This is a genomic window from Actinacidiphila epipremni (assembly GCF_012034175.1).
Classification (GTDB): Bacteria; Actinomycetota; Actinomycetes; order Streptomycetales; family Streptomycetaceae; genus Actinacidiphila; species Actinacidiphila epipremni.
The window spans coordinates 456,790-481,471 of sequence record NZ_JAATEJ010000002.1 but is presented as its reverse complement, the minus strand read 5'-3'; the positions used below and the strand labels follow the sequence as shown (position 1 = coordinate 481,471).

The following is a 24,682-nucleotide window of genomic DNA, read 5'->3' as shown; positions in this document are numbered from 1 at the left end:
CGTGATGTCACATCCGCGGGCCGCAAACCCTCGTGGGCGGGCGGCCGGGCCGTGAGCCCGGCCGCGGGCAGGGACCACCGCTCAGAGGGGCAGCCGGCGGAAGAGGGGGCGCGGCAGATGGCGGATCGCGGACATCACCGCCCGCAGCGTGCCCGGCACCCAGATCGTCGTGCTGCGGCGGCGCAGCCCCAGCTCGATCGCGGCGGCCACCTCGTCGGCCGTCGTGGACAGCGGGGCCGGCTCCAGGCCCTCGGTCATCCTGGTGTGGACGAACCCGGGCCTGACCGTCATCACATGCACCCCCGAGCCGTGCATGGCGTCGGCCAGGCCCTGGCAGAAGGCGTCCAGGCCCGCCTTGCTGCTGCCGTAGATGAAGTTCGCCCGGCGGGCGCGCTCCCCGGCGACCGAGGAGAGCACCACCAGCGAGCCATGGCCCTGCACCTGGAGCGCGGTGGCGCCGACCAGGGCCGCCGACACCGCGCCGGTGTAGTTGACCTGCGCCACATGGACGGCGGCCAGCGGGTCCTGCTCGTCGCGCGCCTGGTCGCCCAGCACGCCGAAGGCCAGCAGCACCATGTCGATGTCGCCCTCGGCGAAGACCTTGCCGAGCGCCACCTCGTGCGAGGCCGGGTCCAGCGCGTCGAAGTCGACGGTCGTCACCGTCGCGCCGAGCCGGCGCAGGGACTGCGCCGCCGCGTCCAGTTGCGGCGACGGCCGCCCGGCGAGGAAGACCGTGCGCGTACGGCGGCCGATCAGCCGGCGGGCGGTCGCCAGCCCGATCTCCGACGTGCCGCCCAGCACCAGCAGGGACTGCGGGGCACCGAAGGCGTCCTTCATGGCTTCTCCGTAAAACGGTCAGAGGGGCGGTCGGAGGGGCGGTCAGTGAGGGCGGGGACTGCGGCTGCGCTCATACGGCCAGCCGGCGGGCGAGGTCGGAGGTGATGACGCGGCGCGGGTCGTAGCGGGAGCGCAGCTCGCGGAAATCGTCGAGCCGGGGATACATGCGGGCCAGCACGTCCGGGCGCATCCGGGCGTCCTTGGCCAGGTAGACCCGGCCGCCGGCCGCGGCCACCTCGTCGTCCAGCTCGTCGAGGAAGGCGGCCAGGCCCGGCAGCGTCGCCGGCAGGTCCAGCGCCAGCGTCCAGCCGGGCATCGGGAAGGACAGCCACCCCGGGTCGGCCTCGCCGAAGCGCTTGAGGACGGCGAGGAAGGACGGGCAGCGGCGCGAGCCGATCCGCCGCACGATCCGCCGCAGCGCCTCCTCCTGCCCGTAGCCGACCACGAACTGGTACTGGACGAAGCCGCCGCGGCCGTAGATCCGGTTCCACTCGGGCAGGCCGTCCAGCGGGTGGAAGAACGCGGCCAGCTTCTGGAGCCTGCCGCGCTGGTCGCGCGGGGCCTTGCGGTACCAGAACTCGTTGAACAGCCCCACGCTGCGGCGGCCCAGCAGGCCCTCGGGGACAAAGCGGGGGGCGGCCGGCAGGCGGGAGGCGGGGCGGAAGGCGAGCGGGTCGGCGCGCAGCCGGGGCGGCAGCGCCTCCAGCGGGGCGTGGTCGCCGCGGGTCAGGACGGCGCGGCCGGTCCGCGCGCCGCGGGCGAGCAGGTCGATCCAGGCGACGGAGTAGCGGTACCGGTGGTCGTCGGCGGCCAGCCGGGCCATCAGGTCGTCCAGGTCGGTGGCGCGCTCGGTGTCCACCGTCATCAGTGACGTCTCGACCGGCAGCATCTGGAGCGTCGCGGCGAGGATGACGCCGGTCAGGCCCATGCCGCCGGCCGTGGCCCAGAACAGGTCCGGCTCGTCCTCGGGGGTGGCGACCCGGGTCTCACCGTCCCCGGTGAGCAGCTCGATGGCCCGCACATGGCGGGAGAAGGAGCCGGACATGTGGTGGTTCTTGCCGTGGATGTCGGCGCCGATCGCGCCGCCGACCGTCACATACCGCGTCCCCGGCGAGACCGGCACGAACCAGCCGAGCGGCAGCATCACCTGCATCAGGCGGTGCAGCGACACCCCCGCGTCGCACGTCACGAGGCCGCCGACCGCGTCGATCTCATGGATACGGTCCAGGCCCGTCATGTCCAGCACCGCGCCGCCGGCATTCTGCGCCGCGTCCCCGTACGCCCGGCCCAGGCCCCGGGCGATCGCGCCGCGCCCGCCGCACTCGGCCAGGGCGCGCACCGCCTCCTCGTACGAACCGGGGCGCAGCACCAGCGCGGACGTGGGCGCGGTGCGGCCCCATCCGGTGACGGGGACGGCCTCGGGGGCGGCGAAGGGTACGGGCATATCGCTGACGCTATCGCCCGGAACGCCCCAAAAGGGGGTTATCCACAGGTTCCTCACCGTAAAGGGCGAGTGTCCCGGCGTGAGCGGTGGGCCCGCACGGTAATCACTCGGGGCTGGACCCGCGTGGCGCCTTGCCGCCGCGCGGACCCCATGCGGAGGGAGAAACACCGCCGATGCGCTCATCCGACTCCGCCGCGCCGGGCGGCACCTCGATATCCCGGCCCGGGACGAAGCCCCCCGGGGGCGGCCCCCGCGGGCCCGCCGGCGAGCGGCACCTGGCACTCGTCCGACCGGCCGACGCCCCCGAGGCCCCTGAAGCCCCCGACGCGGCAGCCGGCACCGGCGACGCAGCCGGCACCGCCGGCCCAGCCGCCCCAGCCGACCCCGCCGGCCCCGGCGCCCCGGCCCGCCGCCGGCTTGCCCGCGACGAGGCCCTGACGGCCCTGGCCCGCATGGCCGCCGCCGCCCACCGTGCCGACCGGCGCCTGCTCACCGCACTGCGGCACCGCGGCGAGGACCGGCGCGTCGCCGGCGTCGTCCGCGTCCTCGGCCTCACCGGCGAGCACGCCGCCGTATGGATCGCCGCCGGAGCCGCGGGCGCGCTCGGCGACCCGCAGCGGCGCACCCAATGGCTGCGGGCCACCGCGCTCGTCGCCGGCGCGCACGCCGTGAGCATCGGCGCCAAGCGGGCGGTACGCCGGCCCCGGCCGCGTATCGCCGGGGCCGCGCCCCTGGTCCGTACCGCGAGCGCGCACAGCTTCCCCAGCTCGCACGCCGCCTCCGCCACGGCCGCCGCCGTCGCCTTCGGCGCGCTGCTGCCGGGGACGGCGACCGTGCCGGCACTCGCCGCCGCGATATCCGCCTCACGGCTCGTCGCCGGGGTGCACTACCCGAGCGACGTCCTGTGCGGCGCGCTGCTGGGCGCCGCCGCGGCCCGGCTGGGCCGGGCGTGGGCGCTGGGCGGTGGGCGCCATGGGTGAACCGTCGGCCGTGCTGGTCGAGGAGACCACGGGCGGGGCGGGCGTCGCCGGGCTCGCCGCCCGGCGGGCGCCGCGCGGACTGCCCGCCGGGCTCGTACGGACCGCGCGGCCCCGGCAATGGGTCAAGAACGGCCTGGTGCTCGCCGCGCCCTTCGCCGCCGGGCGGCTGCTGTCGGTGGGGGAGTGCGTCCAGCTCGGCCTGGTGCTGGTGCTGTTCACCGCCTGCGCGTCCGCCGTCTACCTCGTCAACGACGCCCGGGACGCCGAGGCCGACCGCGCCCACCCGGTCAAGCGGCTGCGCCCGGTGGCCTGCGGGCAGGTGCCGGTCGGCGTCGCCTACGCGGTCGGCGGCACCCTCGCGGTGGCCGCGCCCGCGACCGCCGCCGTCACCTGCAACCCCGACACCGCCGGCCTGCTCGCCGGCTATGTGCTGATGCAGCTGGCCTATTGCGTGTGGCTCAAGCACATCCTCGTCGTCGACCTGGTCGTCGTCACCACCGGCTTCCTGATGCGCGCGATGGCCGGCGGCCTCGCCCTGGACATCGGGCTGTCCCGCTGGTTCCTGATCACCTCCGGCTTCGGCGCGCTCTTCGTCGTCGCCGCCAAGCGGTATTCCGAGCTGGTGCTGATGTCGCGGCAGGAGGGCGAGGTCGGCGCGTCACGGGCGCTGCTCGGCGAATACAGCTCGGGATACCTGCGCTTCGTGTGGCAGCTCGCGGCCGGCGTCGGCGTCCTCGCGTACTGCCTGTGGGCGATGGAGACCGGCGGCGAGGCGTCCGGGCTGCTGCCGTGGCGGCAGCTGTCCATGGTGCCGTTCATCCTGTGGGTGCTGCGCTACGCCGTCTTCGCCGACAACGGGTCGGCCGGCGCGCCCGAGGACGTACTGCTGCGGGACCGCGCCCTGGTGGTGATCGGGCTGGCCTGGGGCGCGCTCTACGTGCTCGCCGCGGTGAACAGGTGAGGGCCGCCGGGTGAGCGGGGCCGGCGCGCCGGGACGGCGTACATTGCGGCGCCCGCCGCGTATTGCCGCGCGGCGGGCACACCGGCATACATTGCCGCGGAAATTGCGCCGGCTGCGCGGACGCAGGCGGCGCGGCACGCTGCTGCCCGGGCGGCTCCCCGGGCTGCTCCCCGCGCGCCTTCGCGCCCGGGTGCGGCGCCGGCTGCCGCCACGGGTGCGGGCGATGCTCCCGGAGATCGCCGGCTTCGCGCTCGCCGGCGGCGCCGCCTATGCCGCGGACCTGGTGCTGTTCATCTGGCTGCGCAATTACGCCGGCCTCGGACCGCTCACCGCCAAGGCGCTGTCCTTCCTCGCCGGCTGCGGGGTGGCGTACAACGGCAACGCCCTGGGCACGTACCGGCGCCGCGTCGTCGCCACGCCCCGCGCCCGCCGCTACGGCGTCTTCTTCGCCGTCAACGCCGCAGGTGCCGGCGTGCAGTTGCTCTGCCTGGTGCTGTCGCACTACATGCTCGGCCTCACCAGCCCGCGGGCCGACGTGGTCTCCGGCGGGGTCGTCGGCATGGCGCTGGCCACGGCGCTGCGCTTCTGGGGCACCCGCACGCTGGTCTTCCGGCCCGCCACCCGGCGTACCCGCGGCGTGCGCAGGGCGGACGAGGGTAACCGACCCACATGGACTGGCTGACCCGGGTTCCGTGGATCGGTCCACGGCTCGGGCCGTGGTACGAGCGACGCGTCGCACCGCTGGTCGCGCGCGTCATGCGCACCCACGCCTACCGCGCCTTCGACCACCTGCTCCAGGTGCACTGGACGCGGCTGGCCGCCGCGATGACCTTCACCAGCTTCCTGTCGCTCTTCCCGCTGATCACCGTGGCCGCCGCGGTCGGCGCGGCGCTGCTGTCGCAGCGGCAGCTGGACAGGCTGGAGGACAAGCTCACCGACCAGATCCCCGGCATCGCCGACCAGATCGACATCCATGGCCTGGTCGACAACGCCGGCACGGTCGGCCTGATCGCCTCCGGCGTGCTGCTCTTCACCGGCATCGGGTGGGTCAGCTCGCTGCGGGACTGCCTGCGGGCGGTGTGGGGCAAGGACGACTCGGGCGAGAATCCCGTCAAGGGCAAGCTGCACGACTTCGCGATCCTGGTGGGCCTGGGCCTGGCCGTGCTGGTCTCGCTCGGCGCGTCCGGCTTCGCGACGACCGCGGTCACCTGGACCGCGGACCGCATCGGCCTGGCCGAGCAGGGGTGGGGGCGGGTCGCGCTCACCGTCGTGGGCTATCTGCTCGCCGTCACGGCGGACTTCCTGATCCTCATCTACCTGCTGACCTTCACGCCGGGCGTGGACCCGCCGCGGCAGGCGGTGGTGATGGCCGCGCTGATCGGCGCGGTGGGCCTGGAGATCCTGAAGGTCGCCCTCAGCGGCTATCTGCAACGCGTCGCCGGCCGCAACATCTACGGGGCCTTCGGCACCCCCGTGGCGCTGCTGCTGTGGTTCAACTTCATGGCCAAGCTCCTGCTCTACTGCGCCGCCTGGACGGTGACCCCCCGCCACGCCCCCGAGCCGCTGCCGCCCCACACCCCGCCGGAGGAGCACCGGCGCGGCGCGACCCGCTGGGAGAAGTGACCCGGCCGAAGTGAGCCGTTCGAAGTCGGCTGCGGATCCAGGGCCGCGGGTGAATCTCACGGCGTGAAGGTCACGCCGGTCAACCGCTCGCTCTCGCTCCACAGCCGCGCCCCCTGCGCCGGGTCGGCCGCGTCCTTGGGAAGCCGGACGCGCCGCGGTGTGCCGGAGGTCTGGTCGCGCCCGGCCGGCCCGAGGAAGTCGCCGCTGCGCACGTCGGGGCTGGTGGCGGCGTAGAGGGACGGCCATGCGGCACCCTCGGGCGAGCCCATGAGCAGGCGGGCGGCGAGCGGGGTGAACAGCCGGGCGAGGCCGCTCGTGCTGTGCTGCTGGAGGTTGGTCATCGCGGCGCCGGGGTGGATCACCAGGGCCTCGACGGGGGTTCCGGCGGTGCGCCGGGCGAGTTCCAGGGTGTAGACGACGTTTGCGCGCTTGGACTTGGCGTAAGAGGCCATTGCGCGGTAACCGCGCTCGCTCAGCAGGTCGTCGAGCCGGCCCATGCGCCAGCGGGCGGCGATCGCGCTGACGGTGACGACCCGGGCTGCGGGGGAGCGGCGGACCGCGGGCCACACGAGGGCGTCGAAGGCGAAGTGGCCGAGGTGGTTGGTGCCCACCGTCATCTCGAAGCCGTCGCGGGTGGTCTGCCGGGTGGGCAGGTTCATCACGCCCGCGTTGTTGACCAGCAGGTCGATCGTCCGGGTCTCGACGACGCGGGCGGCGGCCTCGCGGACCGAGGCGAGGTCGGACAGGTCGAGCGCGAGCGTGGCCGGCCGGGCGTGCGGGACGGCGGCCCGTACCGCCGCGGCGGCCTCCTCCAGCCTGGCCGGGCTGCGGCCGGCGAGGACGACGCCGGCGCCGTGGGCGGCGAGCACCCGGGCGGTCTCCAGGCCGATGCCGCTGTTGCCGCCGGTGATCAGGGCGGTGCGGCCGGTCTGGTCGGGGATGGCGGCGGGGGTCCAGCGGTCGGTCATGGCGGCGTCCTCCGGTTAATGAACGAACATTCATTACGGTGTCCAGGGTGGAGGGTGACGGGAGCCGTTGTCAAATGAACGTTCATTATCTGCGAGTGCCGTGCATCCCCGCCGCCGGAACTACCCTGTGGGTGTGCGCATCCGGGACCCCGAAGCCAAGAAGCAGCAGCTCCTCGACGCCGCGCTCGCGGAGTTCGCCGAGTACGGGCTGGCCGGCGCGCGGGTGGACCGGCTGGCGCAGCGCGCCGGGATCAGCCCGGGGCTGGTCTACTCCTTCCACAAGGGCAAGGCCGAGCTTTTCGACGCGGTCTTCGACCACATCGTCGACCTCACGGTCGCGACCGTGCCGATCGACGCGGACCGGCTGCCCGAGTACGCCGGGCTGCTGCACGACGCGGCGGCCGGGCACCCCGAGGTGCTGCGCTTCGTGACCTGGTATCACCTGGAGCGCGGGGAGGCCGCGCAGCGCGCGGCGGTGGCGGCGTCGATGGGCGCGAAGGTCGCGGCGATCGAGGAGGCGCAGGCCCGGGGGACGGTGGCCGGCGACCGGCCGGCGGCCCAGGTGCTCGTGCTGGTGCTCACCCTGGCGAACATGTTCCACCAGCACGGGGAGGACGTGCTGCACCTCGTCCCCGAGGCCGAGCGCCGCGCGCTCGTCGTGGACGCGGTCGCCCGGCTCGTCACGCCGTAGCGGAGACCGGGGCCGGGCCGGGGGCCGGGGACCACGAAGGGCAGCCCCCGGAGGGGTCAGCGGCGGCGGTGGCCGCGGGGGCGGGGGGAGTCGGTGGGGAGGGGGCGGCGGTGGCGGACGACGGCCACGACGACGCCGAGGACGAGGACGGTCGCGAGGGCGATGCCCGCGGCGGTCCACATGCCGCCCGAGGAGGAGGTCGTGGTCGCGGAGGCGTCGACGTGCTTCTGCGGGGCGGTCGCGGAGGGCGTCGCCGGGGCCGACGCCTTGACCTTGCTCAGCGGCGGGACCAGCGTGCCGACCGGCCTGGCGGTCGGGGCGGCCTTGAAGCCCCAGTCCAGCAGGGCCGCGGCCTCGCGGTAGACCTGGTTGTGCTTGGGCTCCGGGTTCATGACGGTGACCAGGAGCGTACGGCCGTCGCGCTGCGCGACACCCGTGTACGTCGCGCCCGCGTTCGTCGTGTTGCCGTTCTTGACGCCCGCGATGCCGGGGTAGCGCTTGAGGTCGTAGTCGCCGCTGAGCAGGCGGTCGGTGTTCTGGATCTGGAAGGTGCTGCGGACCTTCGTCGGCTTGCCGGCCTTGTCCTTCTTGTAGTCGCCGGGGAACTGCGCGACCACCGTCGAGCAGTACGCCCGGAAGTCCGCGTTCTGCAGGCCCTCACGGGCGAACAGCGTCAGGTCGTACGCGCTGCTGTGCTGCCCCGGCTCGTCGTAGCCGTCCGGCGTGACGACGTTGGTGTCGCCGGCCTGCAGCTCCTTGGCCTCGGCGTTCATGTCGGCGACGGTCTGCTGCACGCCGCCGTTCATCGCCGCCAGCACGTGCACCGCGTCGTTGCCGGAGCGCAGGAAGACCCCGAGCCAGAGGTCCTTGACGGTGTACGGGTGGTTCTCCTGTATGCCGACCAGGCTGCTGCCCTCGCCCATCCCGGCGAGGTCGCTCGGCGCGACGACATGCGTCTGCGTGCTCGGCAGCTTGGGCAGCACGGTGTCGGCGAAGAGCATCTTCAGCGTGCTGGCCGGGGCGAGCTGCCAGTGCGCGTTGTGCGAGGCGAGGACGTCGCCGGTCTCGGCGTCGGCGATGATCCAGGAGCGGGCGGTCAGGCCCGTGGGCAGCGCGGGTGCGCCGCCGGAGAGGTCCACCTGGTCGCCGGGCACGCCCAGCCGGTCGCCGCCGACCGTCGACATCTGCGCGGGCGGCTGCGGCGCCTTCGGCTCGGCCGCCGCCGTGCCCGCGCCGAGCGTGCCGCCCAGCAGGGCGGCTGCCGCCAGGCTCGCGAAGCCGGCCGCCACGCGGTGGCGGAAGCGGCGGGGACGAAGGCGCAGGCGGGGACGGGCTGGTGCGGTGTGAGGCATCGGCACCCGCAAGAACGTACAGGGCGAAGATGTCCGCGCACCCCCCAGGGGCCCCTGGGATCCACGTGACATGACCCACCCGCGGGCCGCGCGGCGGCCTCCCGCGCGCCCGGGGGCGGTTTCCGGGCACGGGGAAGCGCCGCACATACTGGGACGTATGAAGCTCAGCCGCCCGGTGTCCTGGTTCCTCACCGCCTTCGGGGTCTGGTCCTGGATCGTCTGGACCACCTTTGTGAAAAATTTGTGGAAGGACGCCAGCGGGCTCGCCTTCCACCACGGGGACCACTCCTCGCCGACCGCGTATTTCTGGATCCACCTGACGCTCGCCGTCGTCTCGACGGTCTTCGGCACGGCGATCGGCGTCCTGGGCCTGCGCGGCCTGCGCGCCCTCCACCGCCGGCGCACCGCCCCCGCACCCGAGGCGTAGCCCCCCGGGTCAGGCCCGGCGGCGGCGGGCGGGCTTGCCTGCGGGCGCGGCGGCGGGCTCGGCGGCGGAGGGGGCCGGGGCGGGGCGGGTGACGGCGGTGCGGCCGATGGTCGGCAGGATGAAGTCCTGGATCAGCCCCTTGGCGTCCCGCACCATCGGCCGGAAGACCCGGTGGCGCGACAGCGCGATGAGCCGCGCCACCAGCGGGGTCGAGCGGCGGACGAACTCACGCGTGCGCTCGGTGTCCGGGGTGCGGTCGAAGACCCAGTAGAGGACGACGACCATCAGGTGCAGCCACAGCAGGTCCGGCAGCAGGTCGGCGAGCTCCGGGTCGAGCTTGGGGGCGAGTTCGGAGCCGGCCAGGACATCCCGGAAGAGGTCGACCGCGGTGGCCCGCGCGGGGTGGGACTCGTGGGAGAAGGGGCTCAGCGAGCTGTCCGGGTCGGCGGCGGTGCGGAAGAACTGCGCGGCGAACCCGTGGTAGTCCGCGGCGCAGTCCAGCCATGACTCCAGCGCGATCCGCAGCCGTACGTCGAAGTCCTGCTCACCGGCCATCCGGGCGGCGGCGTCCAGCGCGTGGGCGTACGTCATCTGGTCGTAGAAGCCCTGGATCAGGAACTCCTTGGACTCGAAGTAGTAGTACGCGTTCCCGACCGAGACGCCGGCCTCCTGCGCGATGGCCCGCATCGTCGTCCTGTCGTACCCGCGCTCCCGGAACAGCCGCATGGCGGTGTCCAGGATGAGGGCGCGGGTCTGCTCGCTCTTGCCGGTCTTCGGCCGCGCCCGCCCGCCGGGCAGCTCCTCGGCCCCCTCGCCGGCGGCCGGCGGCGGGCCCGGCGCGGGCGGTCCGTTACGGCTGCTGTTGTCCTCCATCACGGTGAGCCTAGTCCGGCGCGGCGCAGCCTTCCGCGCACCCGGTCGCCGTCCAGCCGCCCCTGCCGCTGTAGGCCCTCCGTACGCATGAAAAGACCGGCCCGGCCCCCGAGGAAGCGGGGCCGGGCCGGTCGGGCACCGGAGGGCGGCGGCGGGGTCAGTCCGCCGAGGAGGCGAGCGCCAGGTCCGGCTCCTGGCCGGGCCGCACGGGCGCGACCTCCTCGTCGGCCGGCTCGACCGCCATGTGCGGCAGGCGCTTGTCCAGCCAGCCCGGCAGCCACCAGTTCGCCCTGCCGAACAGGTGCATCAGCGACGGCACCAGCACCGTCCGCAGGATGAACGCGTCCAGCGCGACCGCGCCCGCGAGCCCGACGCCGAACATCCCCAGCACCCGCACCCCGCTGAGCGCGAACGCGCCGAAGACGCAGATCATGATGACCGCCGCCGAGTTGATCACCCGGCTGGTCTCGGCGAGCCCGACCCGTACCGCCCGCGCGCTGTCCTTGGTGTGCACCCACTCCTCGTGCATCCGGCTGACCAGGAAGACCTGGTAGTCCATCGACAGCCCGAACAGCAGCGCCAGCATGATCACCGGCAGGAAGGCGTCGATCGGCCCCTGCCGGGTCGCGCCCAGCAGGCTGCCGCCCCACGCCCACTGGAAGGTCGCGACCAGCACACCGAAGGACGCGCCCGCCGCCACCATGTTCATCACCGCCGCCGTCAGCGGCACGACGATGCTGCGGAAGGCGAGCAGCAGCAGCACGAAGCCCAGCGCGATGATCACCCCGATGAAGATCGGCATCTTGTTGCCCAGGACGGTCGAGAAGTCCTTGAAGATCGCGGTCGGACCGCCGACGTACGCCTTCATCGTCGTACCGCGCTCGGCCTGCGGCACGACGTCCTGCCGCAGGTGGTTGATGAGGGTGCTGGTCGCCTTGTCCTGCGGCGAGGTCGTCGGCACCGCCTGCACCAGCGCGACCGTGCTGTCCGGCTGCATCGGCAGCGCGGCGGCATAGGCGATGCCCTTGGTGCGGCCGAGGGTGCTGACCAGGCCGTCCAGCGCCTGCTTGTCGCGCGCACCGCCGGGCACCTCGGCCAGGATCGTCAGCGGACCGTTGAAGCCCGGACCAAAGCCATCGGCCAGCATGTCGTACGCCTTGCGGGTCGTCGTCGACGTCGGGTTGTTGCCCTGGTCGGAGGAGCCCAGCCGCAGCGACAGCGTCGGGATCGCCAGCACCGCCATGACGGCGATCGCGAGCGCGGCGAGCGAGCGCGGATGCCGCTGCACGAACGACGACCAGCGCGCCGCCGCCCCCGTCGACTCGCCCACCTGCGGGCCGGTCGCGGCGAACCTGCGGCGCTGGCGGCGGCTGAGCACCTTCGTGCCGAACACCCCGAGCAGCGCCGGCAGCAGCGTCACGGCCGCCAGCACCGACACCACGACCGTCATCGCCGCGGAGATCGCCACGCCGTACAGCAGGCTCAGGCCCACCGTGAACATCCCCAGCAGCGCGATGCAGACCGTGCCGCCCGCGAACAGCACCGCACGCCCTGAGGTGTTGACGGCCGTGACCGCGGACTCCTCGGGCGACTTGCCGCTCAGGATGCCCTTGCGGTGCCGGGTGACGATGAACAGCGCGTAGTCGATGCCGACGCCGAGGCCCACCAGCATCGCCAACTGCCCGGAGAAGTCCGGCACGTTCATGGTGTGGGTCAGCAGCGTGATCAGCGACGACGAGATGCCGATCGCGAACAGCGCCGTCACGATTGGCGTCAGCATGCCCAGCAGCGAGCCGAACGCCAGGAAGAGCACCACCGCAGCCGCCGCGATGCCCACGAACTCGCTCAGGCCCGGCGGCGGCTGCTCGATCTGGGCGACGATGTTGCCGCCCACCTCGACCTTCAGCCCGTCCCGCCGCGCCGAGTGCGCGGTGTCGACCAGGTCGTGCACCTGCCCCTCGGACAGCTTGGCGCCCAGCACGTCGTACGTCACCGTCGCGTACGCCGTCCTGCCGTCCTTGCTGATCTGCGCGGCACCCGCCGGGTCGTACGGGCTCACGACCTTGCCGACGTCCTTCTGGTGCCGGATCCGGTCCAGCACCGGCGCGATCCGGTCCCGGACCGCCGGGTCCTTCACCGAGCCGGCGTCGGTGTGCCACACCACGGTGTCGGACTCGCCCGACTGGTCGTGCACGGCCTTGTCCAGCAGGTCGAGCACCTTGGCGGACTCGGTGTGCGGGAGCGAGAACACATTCGAGTACGCGTCGCCGGCGATCCGGCCCGCGGCCCCCGTGCCGAGCAGCGCCGCCACCCACAGCACGATCACCAGCCATTTGTGCCGGAAGCACCATCGCGCCAGAACGGCCACGATCCATCCCCCATCATTCGTCCGTCATCCGTTGTGATCCACTCGCCCCACTCCAGAGTCAGGTGTCACAACGCCCGGACCAAGCCGATCCGACTTCTCTCAAGGAACTCCAAAGTTCGCGCCCGCCGGGTGTCACGGGCCTTGCGGATACTGGACGGCATGGAGACAGCTGTCGGTACGGCTCCCACGGTGCTCGTCGTCGAGGACGAGCCGGGAATCGCGGACATCCTGCGCATCACGCTGACCTACAACGGCTTCACCGTCCACTGCGCCGCCACCCGGCGGGAGGCGCTCGCCGCCGTCCGCGCGCACCGGCCCGACCTCGTCCTGCTCGACGTGATGCTGCCGGACGGCAACGGCTGGGAGGTCTGCCGCGCGCTGCGCGCCGAGCACTCCGCCGGGCGCTCCGGGGAGGACGACCTGGCCGTCATCTTCGTGACCGCGCGGGACGCGCCGCGCGACGTCGTCGCGGGGCTCGCGCTCGGCGGGGACGACTACATCACCAAGCCCTTCGGCGTCGACGAGGTCGTCGCCCGCGTGCACGCCGTGCTGCGCCGCACCCGGCGCTCGGCCGGCGTCGCCGACCGGGTGCTGCGGCACGGCGACCTGGAGATGGACGAGGCGACGTACTCGGTGCGCCGGGCCGGCCAGCCGGTGGAGCTGACGCCCACCGAGTACAACCTGCTGCGGCACCTGCTGCGGCACGCCGGGCGGATCATCTCCAAGGAGCAGCTGCTCCAGCACGTGTGGCAGTACGAGACGGTGGTGCCGTCCACCGTCGTCGAGACCTACATCTCCTACCTGCGGCGCAAGCTCGACCGGTTCGGGCCGCCGCTCATCGAGACCCGGCGCGGCGTCGGGTACGGGCTGCGCGCCGTCGAGCAGGCCTGACGTGCGGTTCGGCGGGCTGTGGGCGAGCGGGGTGCCGGGCGGCGGCGGGTACGGCTCGCGCGGATACGGCCCAGGGGGCTACGGCTCGCGGGGCCCCTACCGTACGTACGACCCGGTGTGCGCGGTGGGCCGGCGGCGGCTGCTGCCCCGGCCGCGGACGCTGCGGGCCCGGCTGACGCTCGCCAACGTCGCCTTCGTCGCCCTCGGGCTGCTGGCGACCGCCGGCTTCAGCGTCATGGCGACGTACATGGTGCTCGGCAGTGAGATCGACCACACCCTGCGCGACTCGCAGCGCTCGCTCAGCAGCGCGCCGGTCACCGCCGACGGCCTGGCGCGGCTGTGCACCCTCGCCGGCATCCTCCAGGCCGGCAAGGACGGCAGGGACGACGGCGACGGCGGGCTGTCCTTCGCCAAGGCCTTCAAGCAGGACCTCTTCGTCGTCCTCGACGAGGACGGCCGCAACTCCTCGGTGTGCGAGAACGACGGCGGCGCCGACAACCGGCTGCGCGCCGACCTCACCGCCGGCCTGCACGAACCGGCCGCGCTGGCCCGCAGCGGCAAGGCCGTCAACGTACGCGCCGCCGGCACCGACTACCGGGTCGTCGTCACCCGGCTCGGCGACGGCAGCATGGTCGTGCAGGGCATGCGCTACAGCGGCCTGGAACACGCCATCCACAAGCTGCTGGTGTGGGAGTCGCTGGCCGGCCTCGGGCTGCTGGGACTGCTCGCGGTCGGCTCGCTGAGCGCCGCCCGGCGCCGGCTCAGCCCGCTGGAGACCATGGTCGAGACCGCCTCCGCGATCGCCGAGGGCGACCTGTCGCGGCGCATCGCCACCTCCCGGCACGGCTCCACCGAGGTCCGGCAGCTCAGCACCGCGCTCAACGCGATGCTCCAGCAGATCGAGACCGCCGTGACCGAGAGCGAACGCGCCACCGCGCAGCTGCGGCACTTCCTCGCCGACGCCTCCCATGAACTGCGCACCCCGCTCGCCTCCGTGCAGGGCTACCTCCAGCTCTACGAGAAGGGCATGCTCGACGCCGCCGACAAGGACCGCGCCCTCAGCCGGGTCTCCGCCGAGGCCCAGCGGATGAGCCGGCTCGTCGACGAACTCCTGGCCCTGGCCCGGCTGGAGGAACGCCCCGAGCTGGACTTCCAGCCGGTCGACCTGTGCGCGCTGGTACGGGACGCCGCCGCCGACCTCGCCGCGCAGCAGCCGGGCCGCCCGCAGACGCTGCTGCTGCCGGCCGGCGCGCGCGGGGCGTACGCGCTCGGCGACGAGGCGGGGCTGCGGCAGGTCGTCGGCAACCTGCTCAGCAACGTCCGCGCCCATACGCCCGCGGACGCGCCGCTGGTCATCGAGGTGGAGGGCGACGCCACGGGCGTACGGCTGCGGATCGCCGACTCCGGGCCCGGGCTCGAACCCGCGGACGCCGCACGCGCCTTCGACCGCTTCTTCCGCGCCGACGCAGAACGGGCGCCGGACACCGGGGGAGCGGGGCTGGGCATGGCCATAGTCCAGGCCGTCGTCCAGGCCCACCACGGCACGGTGCGGCTCGACACCGCGCCGGGGGAGGGGCTGACCGTCCACATCACGCTGCCGCCGGCGCCTGCCCCCGGCGGGGCGCCACCCCCGGCCGACCCGGACGGGGTCGCGGCTCCGCGCGCGGCCGGCGCCACGGCCGGGGCGAACGTCCTTGCGCTGGAGTGAGCTCGAAGTCGTAGCGTCCCTCACATGACGCACGAACCCGCAGCTCACGCATCCGGCAGCGACGACCGCTACACCCGTGGCCTGGCCGCGCTCCGGCTGGTCACCGGCGGCGAGCACAACCCGGTGCTCGGCCCGGTCGCCGAGACCGCCCCCGACCTCGCCCGCTTCACCGTCGAATTCGGCTACGGCGACATCTGGTCCCAGCCCGGCCTGACCCCGCGGCAGCGCCAGATCGGCACCATCGCGGCGCTGGCCGCGCTCGGCAACGCCGCCCCGCAGCTGCGCTTCCACATCGCCGGCGCGCTCAACGTGGGCTGCACCCGGCGGGAGATCGTCGAGACCTTCATCCACACCAGCGTCTACGCCGGCTTCCCCGCCGCCCTCAACGCGCTGGCCGCGGCCCGCGAGGTCTTCACCGCGCGGGGCGACGGTGACGAGGGCGGCGAGGGCGGCGAGGGCGACACGGCCATCGCGGAGGAGCCCGCCGGCGGCGACCGCTACGCCCGCGGCCTGGACCTGCTGCGGGCGGTGGACGGCCCCGCCGGGCCCGCGGTCGTCGACTCCCTCGCCGGCATCGCCCCCGACCTCGGGCGCTACCTCGTCGAGTACGTCTTCGGCGACGTCTACGCCCGCACCGGCCTGGACCTGCGCACCCGCGAGCTCGCCACCATCGCCATGTGCACCGCCCTCGGCACCGCCGGCCCCCAACTGCGCGTCCACCTGCGGGCCTTCCTGCACGTCGGCGGCACCCGCGAGGAGATCGTCACGCTGCTCACCCAGCTCTCCGGCTACGCCGGCTTCCCCGCCGCCCTCAACGCCGTCACCGCCGCCCGCGAGATCTTCGCCGAGCAGGACGCGGCCGGGAACGCAGCCGAATAGCAGCCAGGAGGGCGCCGGCAAAGCGTCAACTGCCCTCCGCGCAGCCGTGAAAAGCCGGAACGCGGGCACACGGACCGACCACCACGAGCTTTCCGGAGGTGTTCCATGCCCGTGACATTCCGCAAGTCCTTCCACATCCTGCCCGGCGTGCGGGTCAACGTGAACCGCAAGTCGCTGTCCCTGACCATCGGCCGCAAGGGCGCGCACCGCACCTGGTCCACCCGCGGCCGGCGCACCACCTCGGTGGACCTGCCCGGCCCCTTCGGCTACCGCCACACCGACCGCAGCAGGTGACCCCCGCGGGTGTTCGGGGCTGCTGACCTCCCGTCACATCGCCGAACAGGTGTGTGACGGGACCCGGCGGGCATAACGCGGCTATGGGCATCATCGGATGGATCGTTCTGGGCCTGCTCGCCGGCGCCATCGCCAAGATCATCCTGCCGGGGCGCGACCCCGGCGGGCTGGTCGGCACCACCCTCATCGGCATCGTCGGCGCCTTCCTCGGCGGCTGGCTGTCCACCAAGCTCTGGGACAAGCCGGTGCCGCACGAGTTCTTCAACGGCAGGACCTGGCTCGCCGCGATCGGCGGCTCGCTCGTCCTGCTCATCCTCTACCGCATATTCTTCGGCGACTCCCGCGACCGCCGCTGACCCTCACGGCAGCGGCGGCAGCTGACGGACGATCGACGGATCGGTGATCCGGGCGTCGTCCGCCAGCAGGAACGCCTTGGACAGCACCACCGCCAGCAGCCCGCCGTCCGCCTCGAACGGCAGGAACACCCGGTCGCCCGCCGCCTGCCGCCCCGCCGGCACGACGCACAGATAGGCGTCGTTCGGCTCCATCAGCACATTGCCCGAGCCCAGATGGATCCGATACGTCGTCCGGTCGCCGCGCACCCGCAGGAACCGGCCGTCCAGCTCCACCCGGCCGGCGATCCTGGTCCGCGGCAGCAGCCGGGCCAGCGCCTCCTTGCGCACCTCCGCGGACGGCGGCAGCGGCCCGAACGCCGCCTCGTGCCACCGGCCGGCCAACCGCCCCTCCGCCGCGTCCCGCCACTGCTCGTCCGCCGCGATCGACGCCACCTCGACGAACAGGTCCACGTCCCGCAGCGCCTCGCTCAGCACCAGCGGCGGCACCTGCGCCGGCGCCACCGGCGTCCACCCGCGTCCCCCGCCGCGCAGCGGCCGGCGCTCGAACCGCACCCGGTTGCTGGAGCACAGCTCGCCCGTCCCGTACACCGTGTGCCGCGACTCCTCCACCAGCTGGTAGTCGAACCGCGCCCGCCACTCCACCGGCCCGGCCGCCGGCATCACCCGTATCGCCTCGCCCTCGTCACCCCCGTCCCAGAAGCCCAGATGCGACGCCGACCAGCCGCGCGCCGCCATCAGCGACCTGGCCTGCCCGAAGCGCAGCACATGCGCCGCGAACCGGTTGGAATACCCGCCGCTCGCCTCCTCCGCCGGCGTCAGCGGATACACCTCGCGGAACGCCTGCTTGAACGGCTGCCGCAGCTCGCGCTCGGCCACCGCCGTCCGCCACATCTGCACCTCCTCCGGCTCCGCCCGCAGCGGATGCCACAACCGCACCGTGTCCCCGGCGCCGACCGCCGCCGCCGTCCCGTCGGTCGCCGCCAGCACCCAGCCCGCCCCGGCCCGCTCGGGAAACCCGGCGCGCCACCCGGCCGACTCCGCCGCCTCGCCCGCGCCGCCACCGGCCGGGCGCACCTCCCACAGCAGCGACGTCGCCGGCGCGCCCACCAGCGGATGGTCGGCGTAGAGGCGCTGCCAGCGCTCACCGCTCCAGGTCGCGCCCGACGCCAGCAGCTCCTCCAACCGGGACCGCTCGCCCGCCAGCAGCTTGCGCAGCCCCCGCAGCTCTCCCTTCAGCCCGGCGACCTCGGCCGCCGCCTCCTTCCTCGCCGACGCCGGGACCGACGCGACCCGCCGGCCCGCCGCCGTCCGGTACGTCAGCGACGCCGCACCCGCGCCGTCCACCGCCAGCACCGCCGTCGACCCGTCCGGCAGCGGCACCGCCCGCCGGTGCTCCGCGTCCAGCCCCGCCGTCGGCACCGTGCGCTCCCGCAACTGCGACGGCACCAGCCCCGCCCGCCCGGCCACCTCCAACTGCGCCCGCTCGGCCGCCTTGAGCACCGTGCGGTTGCGCACCACCGCCCGCAGCCCCGCCAGTTCGGTGACGGCGTACGCGCCCAGGTCGCCGTCGAAGCTGCCCAGCACCGCGACCGCGGTCGTCGCCACCTGGCCGGTACGCGCCTCACCGCCCCGCCCGCCGAGCCCCGTACCGGCATGGCGCGCACACGCCCCGGCCAGCCGCACCGCCGCCACCCCGGGCCCGTCCGGATCCGCCTCCGGGCCGGGCTCGGCCGCCGCCGCCAGATCGGCCAGCGCCCACAGCAGGCCCCGCACCAGCGCGGTGTTCGCCCAGCCCGTCAGCCCGCGCTGCCGGACCGGCTCCCTGTCCCCGTCCCGGACGGTGAAGCGCCCCTCCGGCTGCGCCGCGAAACCCGCCAGCAGCTCCCGCACCGCCTCCGCCCCGCGCGGCGCCGCCGCGACCAGCTCCGCCGCCTGCGCCCGCCACCGCACCCCGGCCCTGACCTGCCCCAGCGTCCCGCAGTGCGCCAGCAACGCGCCCACCCCGGGCGACGCCAGCAACTGCGCATGCTCGGCCCGCATCCGCGGCCCGTACGCGTCGTCGCCGTCCAGCACCGACGCGGGCAGACCCGCATCCTCCACCGCCGCCACTACCGCCATCGCCCCACCCCTGAGCCCGCGCCCCCCGGGGGCGCCCTACGCTGTCGGCCAGCAGCGTAGGCACCGGCACTGACAACCGGCCCGCTCAGCCCACCCCGAACCACCTGGCCCCCGCCGCCCGCAGCTCCGCCAGCTCCGCCGCGGACGGCTCGGCGGCCGAGGTCGCCCACGCCACATAGCCGTCCGGGCGGATCAGCGCGGCCGTGAACGGCGGGGCGGCGGCCGGCGGGCGCGGGCTCGCCGGTATCACGTCCACCCGGGCGGACCAGCCCGGCACCTGCGTCGCCGCGCTCGCCGCCGCGGTGAGGTCGAGCAGCAACGGCCGGCCCGTACGGGACAGTTCGGCAAGGCGCACCGGGCCCGACGCCGTGGTCAGCGCGAGGTCGGGGGCGAAGGCGCCCAGCAGCGGATGGTCGATCGCACCTCCCATGTCGTAGCGCAGGTCGGAACCCGCTATCAGCGCGGCGGCCCTGGCGACGGCCGCCTCGTCCTGGAACAGCTCGGCCATCAGCTCCCGCAGCGCGTCCACATCGCTCCCCGGCTGGTGCAGCGCGGACTGCGCCTGGGCGGAGACCAGGGTGCGGCGGGCGGCGGCGGTGCGCTCGGTGTCATAGCTGGCCAGCAGGCCCTCCGGGGCGGTGCCGGCGAGCTGCGCGGCCAGCTTCCAGCCGAGGTTGAGCGCGTCCTGGAGGCCCGCGTTCAGGCCCGGGCCGCCGCCCGAGGCGTAGACGTGCGCCGCGTCGCCGACCAGGAACAGCCGCCCGTCGCCCAGCCGCTCGGCCACCCGCGTGTTGCCGCCCTTGAGCCGGCGCAGCACGAACGGGCCCTCGCCCTCCGGCGCCCCGACGGGGACGTCCGCCCCCAGCACCCGGCCTATGCTCGCCCGCATCTCCGCGAGGCTCATCGGCTCGTCGCCCTCCACCGGCTCCCACTCGGTCGTCGCGATCAGCGGCGGGCGGCCCGGCAGCGGCGCCCAGGTGAACGCCCCGCGCGGGGTCCGCCGTGGGAAGAACGGCGGCACCGTCCCGAAGCCCGGCACCCGCAGGCCCGACGCGTCCGCCCAGCCCGCCGGGACCGACACATGGGCGTGCCGGCCCACAGAGCGGTCGTACGTCACCCCGGGGAAGCCGATGCCGGCGAGCTTGCGGACCGGGCTGTGGGCGCCGTCCGCCCCGACGACATAGCGGGCCCGCAGGGTGTAACCGCCCCGCGGCGCGGACACCTTCAGCTCCACCGCGTCGTCCTGCCGGACGAGGCCGACCAGCTCGTGGCCCGCGCGTATCTCCGCGCCCGCCGCACGCGCCCGGGCGTCCAGCACCTCGACGATGCGGTGCTGCGGTACGGCCACGGTGTGGACCGGGCTCTCGGGCAGCACGCTCAGATTCAGCGGGATCCCGGCGAACATGAAGCCCGCCCTGTTCGGCTGCGGCGGCCCCGGCACACCGGTCAGGGGCTCGCTCAGACCGCGCCGGTCCAGCGCGGGGACGACCTGGCCCACCAGTCCGTTCGCCTTTGGCTCGCGGCTGGGCTCCGGCAGCCGCTCCAGCACGACCGGGCGTACCCCGAGCAGACCCAGCTCCGCCGCGAGCAGCAGCCCCGCGGGCCCGCCGCCGACGATCACCACGTCGGCGTCGGCGGTCGCGGCATGCGCACCGCCGTCCGGGCCGGCACCCGTGCTGCCGCCCGCGCTGCCGCCCGCGCTGCCGCCCGAGCTGCCGCCCGAGCTGCCGCCCGTGCTGCCGCCCGGGCCGGCACCCGCGCCGCTGACCGCACCCGCGCCCGCGTCCGTTTCGTCCTCAATGTGTGCAGCCATCTGGACGCACTCCTCCCCACTCTCCGTGCACGGTTGTTGATCGACAGGTTCCGCGGCCTCGCGCCGCGGCGTTCAGCTCTGGGCCGAGGTGGAATCCGGCGCCTTCTCCGGGGCGGGCAGGCCCGCCGCCAGGTGGTCCAGGGCCTCCGTTATCAATGGGCCCAGCGGGACCGGGGGATCGGCCAGCAGCCAGTGCGTCAAGGCCGCGCCGATCGCGGCGCCCACCGTGGCCGCGACCAGCTTCGGGTAGAGATCCGTCGCCGGGTCCGTGCCCGTACGGGCCCCTATCGCCTTGGCCAGCACGCCCTGCGCCTGCTGGTCGGCGCGCATGACCTCGGCCTGGACGGCGGGCTCCGTCATCACCTCCCGGATCGCCTCACGGTGACCCGGCACGGGCGTGGAGGACTGCGGCGCCGCGGCATCCTCCGAGGCGAACTCGACCCGCAGGGCCGCCCCTATGGCCTCCCACAGCGGCTCGGCGGCCGGGCGGGCGCTCACCGTACGGGCGACGCGCTCCATGCGGTCGAAGTGGGCCGCGGCGATGGCCTCCGCCTTGCCGGAGAAATAGTTGCGGAAGGTGCGCTCCGAGACATTGACCGCGGCGGCGATGTCCTCGACCCGGACATTCGACCAGCCCCGCTGGATCGCCAGCGCGATGGTCGTATGGCTCAGGGCGGCACGCGTCTGCCGCTTCTTGCGCTCCCGCAGGCCCTCCGCCCGCCGCGCTTCCTCCGCGCCCCCGGCCGCCCCGCTCGCGCCCGCGCCTTCGCCCAGACCCGCGCCAACGCCCGCGCCTGCGCCCGTCGTCTCGTCCATGACCCCCGCCCCTCGTCCTTCCCGCGCTACCGCGCCGCCCGTCCCTTCGTGCTTTCCACGCTAGCATTTTTGCCGGACCGGAAAAAAGAGCCTGTGGATAACTTTGCCTCCCCGGAAAGATCATCCGACGGTCGGACTGCCCAAAGCCGGCGAGCACACCCCCGGCGGTGTCAGTGCCCGCCCCTACCCTCGGCCCCATGGGATTGGTGACCTTCGTCGACGAGACGACCTCAAGCGGCGCGCTCGACTCCTGGGAGCTGGAGTTCGCGGAGGAGCGGGTGCCCGCGCGCGAGCTGGTCAGGCGCCGGGTGCGGGAAGAGGTCGCGCGGTTCAACGCCCGGCGCCCCGAGGTCTTCCGGGGCCTCGTGCAGCCCGCCGGCGCCGAGCGCGCGCCGGACGGATGGCGGCTGCCGCAGCCGCGGGCGCTGGACGCCGAGCGGCAGTGCGAGCGCGCGCTGGAGGCGTTCGGGCGCAACGGCTTCCTGCTGCTCGTCGCCGACCGGCAGATAACGGACCTGGACGAGCTCGTGGACGTCTCGATCACCACCGAGGTCGTCTTCCTCAAACTCGTCCCGCTGGTGGGCGGCTGACCCGCCGCCCGCACTCACCCCCGGCCCCCGCACTCACCCCGAGCCCCCGCACCCCCCCCGTAAAACGCCGAAGGGCGCGGCCCCGGAAGCCCCGGGACCCGCGCCCTCCTCCGTACGGACAGGATCCGTACGGCGAAAATCAGTAGCGGCGCGTGATGAGCGCCCGCTTGACCTCCGCGATCGCCTTCGTCACCTCGATGCCGCGCGGGCACGCGTCCGTGCAGTTGAAGGTGGTGCGGCAGCGCCAGACGCCGTCCTTGTCGTTGAGGATCTCCAGCCGCTGCTCCCCGCCCTCGTCACGCGAGTCGAAGATGAAGCGGTGCGCGTTGACGATGGCCGCCGGGCCGAAATACTGCCCGTCGTTCCAGTACACCGGGCAGGACGAGGTGCACGCGGCGCACAGGATGCACTTGGTGGTGTCGTCGAAGCGCGCCCGGTCCTCGGCGGATTGCAGCCGCTCCCGCGTGGGCTCGTTGCCCTTGGTGATCAGGAACGGCATGACGTCCCGGTACGCCTGGAAGAACGGGTCCATGTCGACCACGAGGTCCTTCAGCACCGTCAGGCCCTTGATGGGCTCGATGGTGATGGGCTTCTCGGGGTTGATGTCCTTGATCAGGGTCTTGCAGGCCAGCCGGTTGCGCCCGTTGATCCGCATGGCGTCCGAGCCGCACACGCCGTGCGCGCACGAGCGGCGGAAGGTCAGCGTGCCGTCGATCTCCCACTTGACCTTGTGCAGCGCGTCCAGGACGCGCTCCTTCGGGTCGATCGGGATGCGGTAGTCGACCCACTCGGCGTCCGCGGACACCTCGGGGTTGAAGCGGCGGACCCGCAGCGTGACGGTGATCAGGTGGGCGGCGCCCGCCTCGGCGGCGTCCAGGGCGGACGAGTGACCGTGCCCCTGCAGCGTGGGGGTGCTCATCAGTACTTACGCTCCATCGGCTGGTAGCGGGTCTGCACGACCGGCTTGTAGTCCAGGCGGATCGACTCGGCGCCGGTCGCCTCGTCCACCTCGCGGTACGCCATCGTGTGCCGCATGAAGTTGACGTCGTCGCGGTTGGGGTAGTCCTCGCGGTAGTGGCCGCCGCGGGACTCCTTGCGGGCCAGCGCGCTGACGGCCATGACCTCGGCGAGGTCCAGCAGGTTGCCCAGCTCCACGGCCTCCAGCAGGTCGGTGTTGAACCGCCTGCCCTTGTCCTGGACGGAGACGTTGCGGTAGCGCTCGCGCAGCTCGCCGATCTTCTCGACCGCGGTCTTGATGGTCTGCTCGGTGCGGAAGACCATGACGTTCGCGTCCATGCACTCCTGCAGCTCGCGCCGCAGGTCGGCGACCCGCTCGGTGCCGGTGGACTCGCGCAGCCGCTCGACCTGCGAGACGACCAGCTCGGCCGGGTTGTCGGGCAGCGGCACGAAGTCGTGGGCGTGCGCGTACTCGGCGGCGGCGATGCCCGAGCGGCGGCCGAAGACGTTGATGTCCAGCAGCGAGTTGGTGCCCAGCCGGTTCGCGCCGTGCACGGACACGCAGGCGACCTCGCCGGCCGCGTAGAGGCCGGGGACGACGGTGGTGTTGTCGGCCAGCACCTCGCCCTGCACGTTGGTGGGGATGCCGCCCATGGCGTAGTGCGCGGTCGGCTGGATCGGGATCGGGTCGGTGTACGGCTCGATGCCCAGGTACGTGCGGGCGAACTCGGTGATGTCCGGCAGCTTGGCGTCCAGCTGCTCCGGCGGCAGGTGGGTGAGGTCGAGGTAGACGTGGTCGCCCTCGGGGCCGCAGCCGCGGCCCTCGCGGATCTCGGTGTAGATCGCCCGGGAGACGACGTCCCGCGAGGCCAGGTCCTTCATGACGGGCGCGTACTTCTCCATGAAGCGCTCGCCGTCCTTGTTGCGCAGGATGCCGCCCTCGCCGCGGGCGCCCTCGGTGAGCAGGATGCCCATCCGCCAGATGCCCGTCGGGTGGAACTGGAAGAACTCCATGTCCTCCAGCGGCAGCCCGCGCCGGTAGACCGCGGCCTGGCCGTCACCGGTCAGGGTGTGGGCGTTGGAGGTCACCTTGAAGAACTTGCCGGTGCCGCCGGAGGCGTAGATCACGGCCTTGGCCTGGAAGACGTGGATCTCGCCGGTGGCCAGCTCGTACGCGACCACGCCCGCCGACCGCTTGACGCCGTCGACCTCGGTGAGCAGCTGGTCCAGGACGTAGAACTCGTTGAAGAACTCCACGCCCTCCTTGACGCAGTTCTGGTAGAGCGTCTGGAGGATCATATGGCCGGTGCGGTCGGCGGCATAGCACGCCCGGCGGACCGCGGCCTCACCGTGGTTGCGGGTGTGGCCGCCGAAGCGCCGCTGGTCGATACGGCCCTCGGGCGTCCGGTTGAACGGCAGGCCCATCTTCTCCAGGTCCAGGACCGCGTCGATGGCCTCCTTCGCCAGGATCTCGGCGGCGTCCTGGTCGACCAGGTAGTCGCCGCCCTTGATCGTGTCGAAGGTGTGCCACTCCCAGTTGTCCTCCTCGACGTTGGCCAGGGCCGCGGCCATGCCGCCCTGGGCGGCGCCGGTGTGGGAGCGGGTGGGGTAGAGCTTGGTCAGGACGGCGGTGCGGGAGCGCTTGGTGGCCTCGATGGCGGCGCGCATACCGGCGCCGCCCGCGCCGACGATGACGGTGTCGTACTTGTGGATCTGCATGGGGTCGCTTTCCCTGT

23 protein-coding genes are annotated in these 24,682 nt (G+C 73.8%); 12 read left to right on the top strand and 11 right to left on the bottom strand.

What is annotated here, in order from left to right; all coding sequences use genetic code 11:
- Window positions 1-81: 81 nt before the first annotated feature.
- Both HCN08_RS04980 and HCN08_RS04975 read right to left on the bottom strand, forming a co-directional pair.
- Window positions 82-837: a decaprenylphospho-beta-D-erythro-pentofuranosid-2-ulose 2-reductase gene (locus HCN08_RS04980; protein ID WP_167981598.1), complete on the bottom strand. Its 756-nt coding sequence runs from the start codon at window positions 835-837 to the stop codon at window positions 82-84.
- A gap of 70 nt (window positions 838-907) precedes the next feature.
- Entirely contained in the window at window positions 908-2,281 is a 1,374-nt protein-coding gene (locus tag HCN08_RS04975) for an FAD-binding oxidoreductase (RefSeq protein WP_167981597.1), read from the bottom strand.
- 173 nt (window positions 2,282-2,454) lie between these two features.
- Here HCN08_RS04975 and HCN08_RS04970 point away from each other — a divergent pair, with 173 nt between their 5' ends.
- The 4 genes from HCN08_RS04970 to HCN08_RS04955 all read left to right on the top strand — a co-directional run bounded on the left by HCN08_RS04970 (window position 2,455) and on the right by HCN08_RS04955 (window position 5,845).
- Window positions 2,455-3,261 carry a phosphatase PAP2 family protein gene (locus HCN08_RS04970; protein ID WP_407648672.1) on the top strand — a complete coding sequence of 269 codons (807 nt, stop codon included), beginning with the start codon at window positions 2,455-2,457 and terminating at the stop codon, window positions 3,259-3,261.
- Entirely contained in the window at window positions 3,254-4,222 is a 969-nt protein-coding gene (locus tag HCN08_RS04965) for a decaprenyl-phosphate phosphoribosyltransferase (RefSeq protein WP_167981596.1), read from the top strand. The genes HCN08_RS04970 and HCN08_RS04965 overlap by 8 nt, the downstream gene beginning before the upstream one ends.
- 223 nt (window positions 4,223-4,445) lie before the next feature.
- Window positions 4,446-4,904, top strand: a complete 459-nt coding sequence (locus tag HCN08_RS04960) for a GtrA family protein (RefSeq protein WP_167981681.1) — start codon at window positions 4,446-4,448, stop codon at window positions 4,902-4,904.
- Window positions 4,892-5,845 (top strand): YihY/virulence factor BrkB family protein, encoded by a 954-nt coding sequence (locus HCN08_RS04955; RefSeq protein WP_167981595.1) that lies wholly within the window; start codon window positions 4,892-4,894, stop codon window positions 5,843-5,845. The genes HCN08_RS04960 and HCN08_RS04955 overlap by 13 nt, the downstream gene beginning before the upstream one ends.
- Before the next feature lie 56 nt (window positions 5,846-5,901).
- Here the strand turns inward: HCN08_RS04955 and HCN08_RS04950 are convergent, their stop codons facing one another.
- The gene (locus HCN08_RS04950; RefSeq protein WP_167981594.1) at window positions 5,902-6,813 is read right to left on the bottom strand and encodes an oxidoreductase; all 912 of its coding nucleotides are present in this window, start codon (window positions 6,811-6,813) and stop codon (window positions 5,902-5,904) included.
- A gap of 133 nt (window positions 6,814-6,946) precedes the next feature.
- Between HCN08_RS04950 and HCN08_RS04945 the strand changes: the two genes are divergently transcribed.
- The gene (locus tag HCN08_RS04945) at window positions 6,947-7,504 is read left to right on the top strand and encodes a TetR family transcriptional regulator (RefSeq protein ID WP_167981593.1); all 558 of its coding nucleotides are present in this window, start codon (window positions 6,947-6,949) and stop codon (window positions 7,502-7,504) included.
- A 56-nt stretch (window positions 7,505-7,560) separates the two neighbouring features.
- Here HCN08_RS04945 and HCN08_RS04940 read toward each other — a convergent pair whose 3' ends face one another.
- Window positions 7,561-8,928 (bottom strand): D-alanyl-D-alanine carboxypeptidase family protein, encoded by a 1,368-nt coding sequence (locus HCN08_RS04940; protein ID WP_407648671.1) that lies wholly within the window; start codon window positions 8,926-8,928, stop codon window positions 7,561-7,563.
- A gap of 85 nt (window positions 8,929-9,013) precedes the next feature.
- On the opposite strand from HCN08_RS04940, the gene HCN08_RS04935 reads away from it, so the two are divergent.
- Complete coding sequence (locus HCN08_RS04935; protein ID WP_167981591.1) at window positions 9,014-9,283, top strand: SCO4848 family membrane protein; 270 nt, start codon at window positions 9,014-9,016, stop codon at window positions 9,281-9,283.
- Window positions 9,284-9,292: 9 nt separating this feature from the next.
- Here the strand turns inward: HCN08_RS04935 and HCN08_RS04930 are convergent, their stop codons facing one another.
- On the bottom strand, window positions 9,293-10,156 hold the full coding sequence (locus tag HCN08_RS04930; RefSeq protein ID WP_167981590.1) for a TetR/AcrR family transcriptional regulator: 864 nt from the start codon (window positions 10,154-10,156) through the stop codon (window positions 9,293-9,295).
- 157 nt (window positions 10,157-10,313) lie between these two features.
- A complete protein-coding gene (locus HCN08_RS04925) occupies window positions 10,314-12,524 on the bottom strand; it encodes an MMPL family transporter (RefSeq protein ID WP_322974231.1) in 2,211 nt (736 codons plus the stop codon).
- Between the two features lie 159 nt (window positions 12,525-12,683).
- Here HCN08_RS04925 and HCN08_RS04920 point away from each other — a divergent pair, with 159 nt between their 5' ends.
- From HCN08_RS04920 to HCN08_RS04900, 5 genes are all read left to right on the top strand, one after another.
- On the top strand, window positions 12,684-13,415 hold the full coding sequence (locus tag HCN08_RS04920) for a response regulator transcription factor (protein WP_167981589.1): 732 nt from the start codon (window positions 12,684-12,686) through the stop codon (window positions 13,413-13,415).
- A 1-nt stretch (window position 13,416) separates the two neighbouring features.
- A complete protein-coding gene (locus HCN08_RS04915) occupies window positions 13,417-15,123 on the top strand; it encodes a sensor histidine kinase (RefSeq protein WP_322974230.1) in 1,707 nt (568 codons plus the stop codon).
- A 24-nt stretch (window positions 15,124-15,147) separates the two neighbouring features.
- Window positions 15,148-16,002 (top strand): carboxymuconolactone decarboxylase family protein, encoded by an 855-nt coding sequence (locus tag HCN08_RS04910; protein ID WP_167981588.1) that lies wholly within the window; start codon window positions 15,148-15,150, stop codon window positions 16,000-16,002.
- A 105-nt stretch (window positions 16,003-16,107) separates the two neighbouring features.
- The gene (locus tag HCN08_RS04905; RefSeq protein WP_167981587.1) at window positions 16,108-16,296 is read left to right on the top strand and encodes a DUF4236 domain-containing protein; all 189 of its coding nucleotides are present in this window, start codon (window positions 16,108-16,110) and stop codon (window positions 16,294-16,296) included.
- Between the two features lie 83 nt (window positions 16,297-16,379).
- Window positions 16,380-16,652, top strand: coding sequence for a GlsB/YeaQ/YmgE family stress response membrane protein (locus tag HCN08_RS04900; protein WP_167981586.1), 273 nt, complete (start codon window positions 16,380-16,382; stop codon window positions 16,650-16,652).
- Window positions 16,653-16,655: 3 nt separating this feature from the next.
- Here HCN08_RS04900 and HCN08_RS36050 read toward each other — a convergent pair whose 3' ends face one another.
- The 3 genes from HCN08_RS36050 to HCN08_RS04885 all read right to left on the bottom strand — a co-directional run bounded on the left by HCN08_RS36050 (window position 16,656) and on the right by HCN08_RS04885 (window position 21,399).
- Window positions 16,656-18,770: a DUF4132 domain-containing protein gene (locus tag HCN08_RS36050; protein WP_167981585.1), complete on the bottom strand. Its 2,115-nt coding sequence runs from the start codon at window positions 18,768-18,770 to the stop codon at window positions 16,656-16,658.
- Window positions 18,771-18,855: 85 nt separating this feature from the next.
- A complete protein-coding gene (locus HCN08_RS04890) occupies window positions 18,856-20,583 on the bottom strand; it encodes an FAD-dependent monooxygenase (RefSeq protein WP_167981584.1) in 1,728 nt (575 codons plus the stop codon).
- Between the two features lie 72 nt (window positions 20,584-20,655).
- The gene (locus tag HCN08_RS04885) at window positions 20,656-21,399 is read right to left on the bottom strand and encodes an acyl-CoA-like ligand-binding transcription factor (RefSeq protein WP_167981583.1); all 744 of its coding nucleotides are present in this window, start codon (window positions 21,397-21,399) and stop codon (window positions 20,656-20,658) included.
- A 197-nt stretch (window positions 21,400-21,596) separates the two neighbouring features.
- Here HCN08_RS04885 and HCN08_RS04880 point away from each other — a divergent pair, with 197 nt between their 5' ends.
- Window positions 21,597-21,989 carry a hypothetical protein gene (locus HCN08_RS04880; RefSeq protein ID WP_167981582.1) on the top strand — a complete coding sequence of 131 codons (393 nt, stop codon included), beginning with the start codon at window positions 21,597-21,599 and terminating at the stop codon, window positions 21,987-21,989.
- Between the two features lie 139 nt (window positions 21,990-22,128).
- On the opposite strand, the gene HCN08_RS04875 is transcribed toward HCN08_RS04880, so the two are convergent.
- Together HCN08_RS04875 and sdhA are read right to left on the bottom strand one after the other, a co-directional pair.
- Window positions 22,129-22,908, bottom strand: a complete 780-nt coding sequence (locus HCN08_RS04875; RefSeq protein WP_167981581.1) for a succinate dehydrogenase iron-sulfur subunit — start codon at window positions 22,906-22,908, stop codon at window positions 22,129-22,131.
- Complete coding sequence (gene sdhA / locus HCN08_RS04870; protein ID WP_167981580.1) at window positions 22,908-24,665, bottom strand: succinate dehydrogenase flavoprotein subunit; 1,758 nt, start codon at window positions 24,663-24,665, stop codon at window positions 22,908-22,910. Before sdhA ends, HCN08_RS04875 begins: the two co-directional genes overlap by 1 nt.
- Window positions 24,666-24,682 lie beyond the last annotated feature (17 nt).

Bases quoted from the DNA above. Each gene is read 5' to 3' on its own strand.
- sdhA (WP_167981580.1), bottom strand. From the start codon at position 24,665: ATGCAGATCCACAAGTACGACACCGTCATCGTCGGCGCGGGCGGCGCC.
- HCN08_RS36050 (WP_167981585.1), bottom strand. From the start codon at position 18,770: ATGGCGGTAGTGGCGGCGGTGGAGGATGCGGGTCTGCCCGCGTCGGTG.
- HCN08_RS04950 (WP_167981594.1), bottom strand. From the start codon at position 6,813: ATGACCGACCGCTGGACCCCCGCCGCCATCCCCGACCAGACCGGCCGC.
- HCN08_RS04965 (WP_167981596.1), top strand. From the start codon at position 3,254: ATGGGTGAACCGTCGGCCGTGCTGGTCGAGGAGACCACGGGCGGGGCG.
- HCN08_RS04910 (WP_167981588.1), top strand. From the start codon at position 15,148: ATGACGCACGAACCCGCAGCTCACGCATCCGGCAGCGACGACCGCTAC.
- HCN08_RS04900 (WP_167981586.1), top strand. From the start codon at position 16,380: ATGGGCATCATCGGATGGATCGTTCTGGGCCTGCTCGCCGGCGCCATC.
- HCN08_RS04975 (WP_167981597.1), bottom strand. From the start codon at position 2,281: ATGCCCGTACCCTTCGCCGCCCCCGAGGCCGTCCCCGTCACCGGATGG.
- HCN08_RS04890 (WP_167981584.1), bottom strand. From the start codon at position 20,583: ATGGCTGCACACATTGAGGACGAAACGGACGCGGGCGCGGGTGCGGTC.
- HCN08_RS04880 (WP_167981582.1), top strand. From the start codon at position 21,597: ATGGGATTGGTGACCTTCGTCGACGAGACGACCTCAAGCGGCGCGCTC.
- HCN08_RS04930 (WP_167981590.1), bottom strand. From the start codon at position 10,156: ATGGAGGACAACAGCAGCCGTAACGGACCGCCCGCGCCGGGCCCGCCG.
- HCN08_RS04875 (WP_167981581.1), bottom strand. From the start codon at position 22,908: ATGAGCACCCCCACGCTGCAGGGGCACGGTCACTCGTCCGCCCTGGAC.
- HCN08_RS04970 (WP_407648672.1), top strand. From the start codon at position 2,455: ATGCGCTCATCCGACTCCGCCGCGCCGGGCGGCACCTCGATATCCCGG.
- HCN08_RS04940 (WP_407648671.1), bottom strand. From the start codon at position 8,928: ATGTCACGTGGATCCCAGGGGCCCCTGGGGGGTGCGCGGACATCTTCG.
- HCN08_RS04935 (WP_167981591.1), top strand. From the start codon at position 9,014: ATGAAGCTCAGCCGCCCGGTGTCCTGGTTCCTCACCGCCTTCGGGGTC.
- HCN08_RS04980 (WP_167981598.1), bottom strand. From the start codon at position 837: ATGAAGGACGCCTTCGGTGCCCCGCAGTCCCTGCTGGTGCTGGGCGGC.
- HCN08_RS04885 (WP_167981583.1), bottom strand. From the start codon at position 21,399: ATGGACGAGACGACGGGCGCAGGCGCGGGCGTTGGCGCGGGTCTGGGC.
- HCN08_RS04960 (WP_167981681.1), top strand. From the start codon at position 4,446: ATGCTCCCGGAGATCGCCGGCTTCGCGCTCGCCGGCGGCGCCGCCTAT.
- HCN08_RS04920 (WP_167981589.1), top strand. From the start codon at position 12,684: ATGGAGACAGCTGTCGGTACGGCTCCCACGGTGCTCGTCGTCGAGGAC.
- HCN08_RS04905 (WP_167981587.1), top strand. From the start codon at position 16,108: ATGCCCGTGACATTCCGCAAGTCCTTCCACATCCTGCCCGGCGTGCGG.
- HCN08_RS04955 (WP_167981595.1), top strand. From the start codon at position 4,892: ATGGACTGGCTGACCCGGGTTCCGTGGATCGGTCCACGGCTCGGGCCG.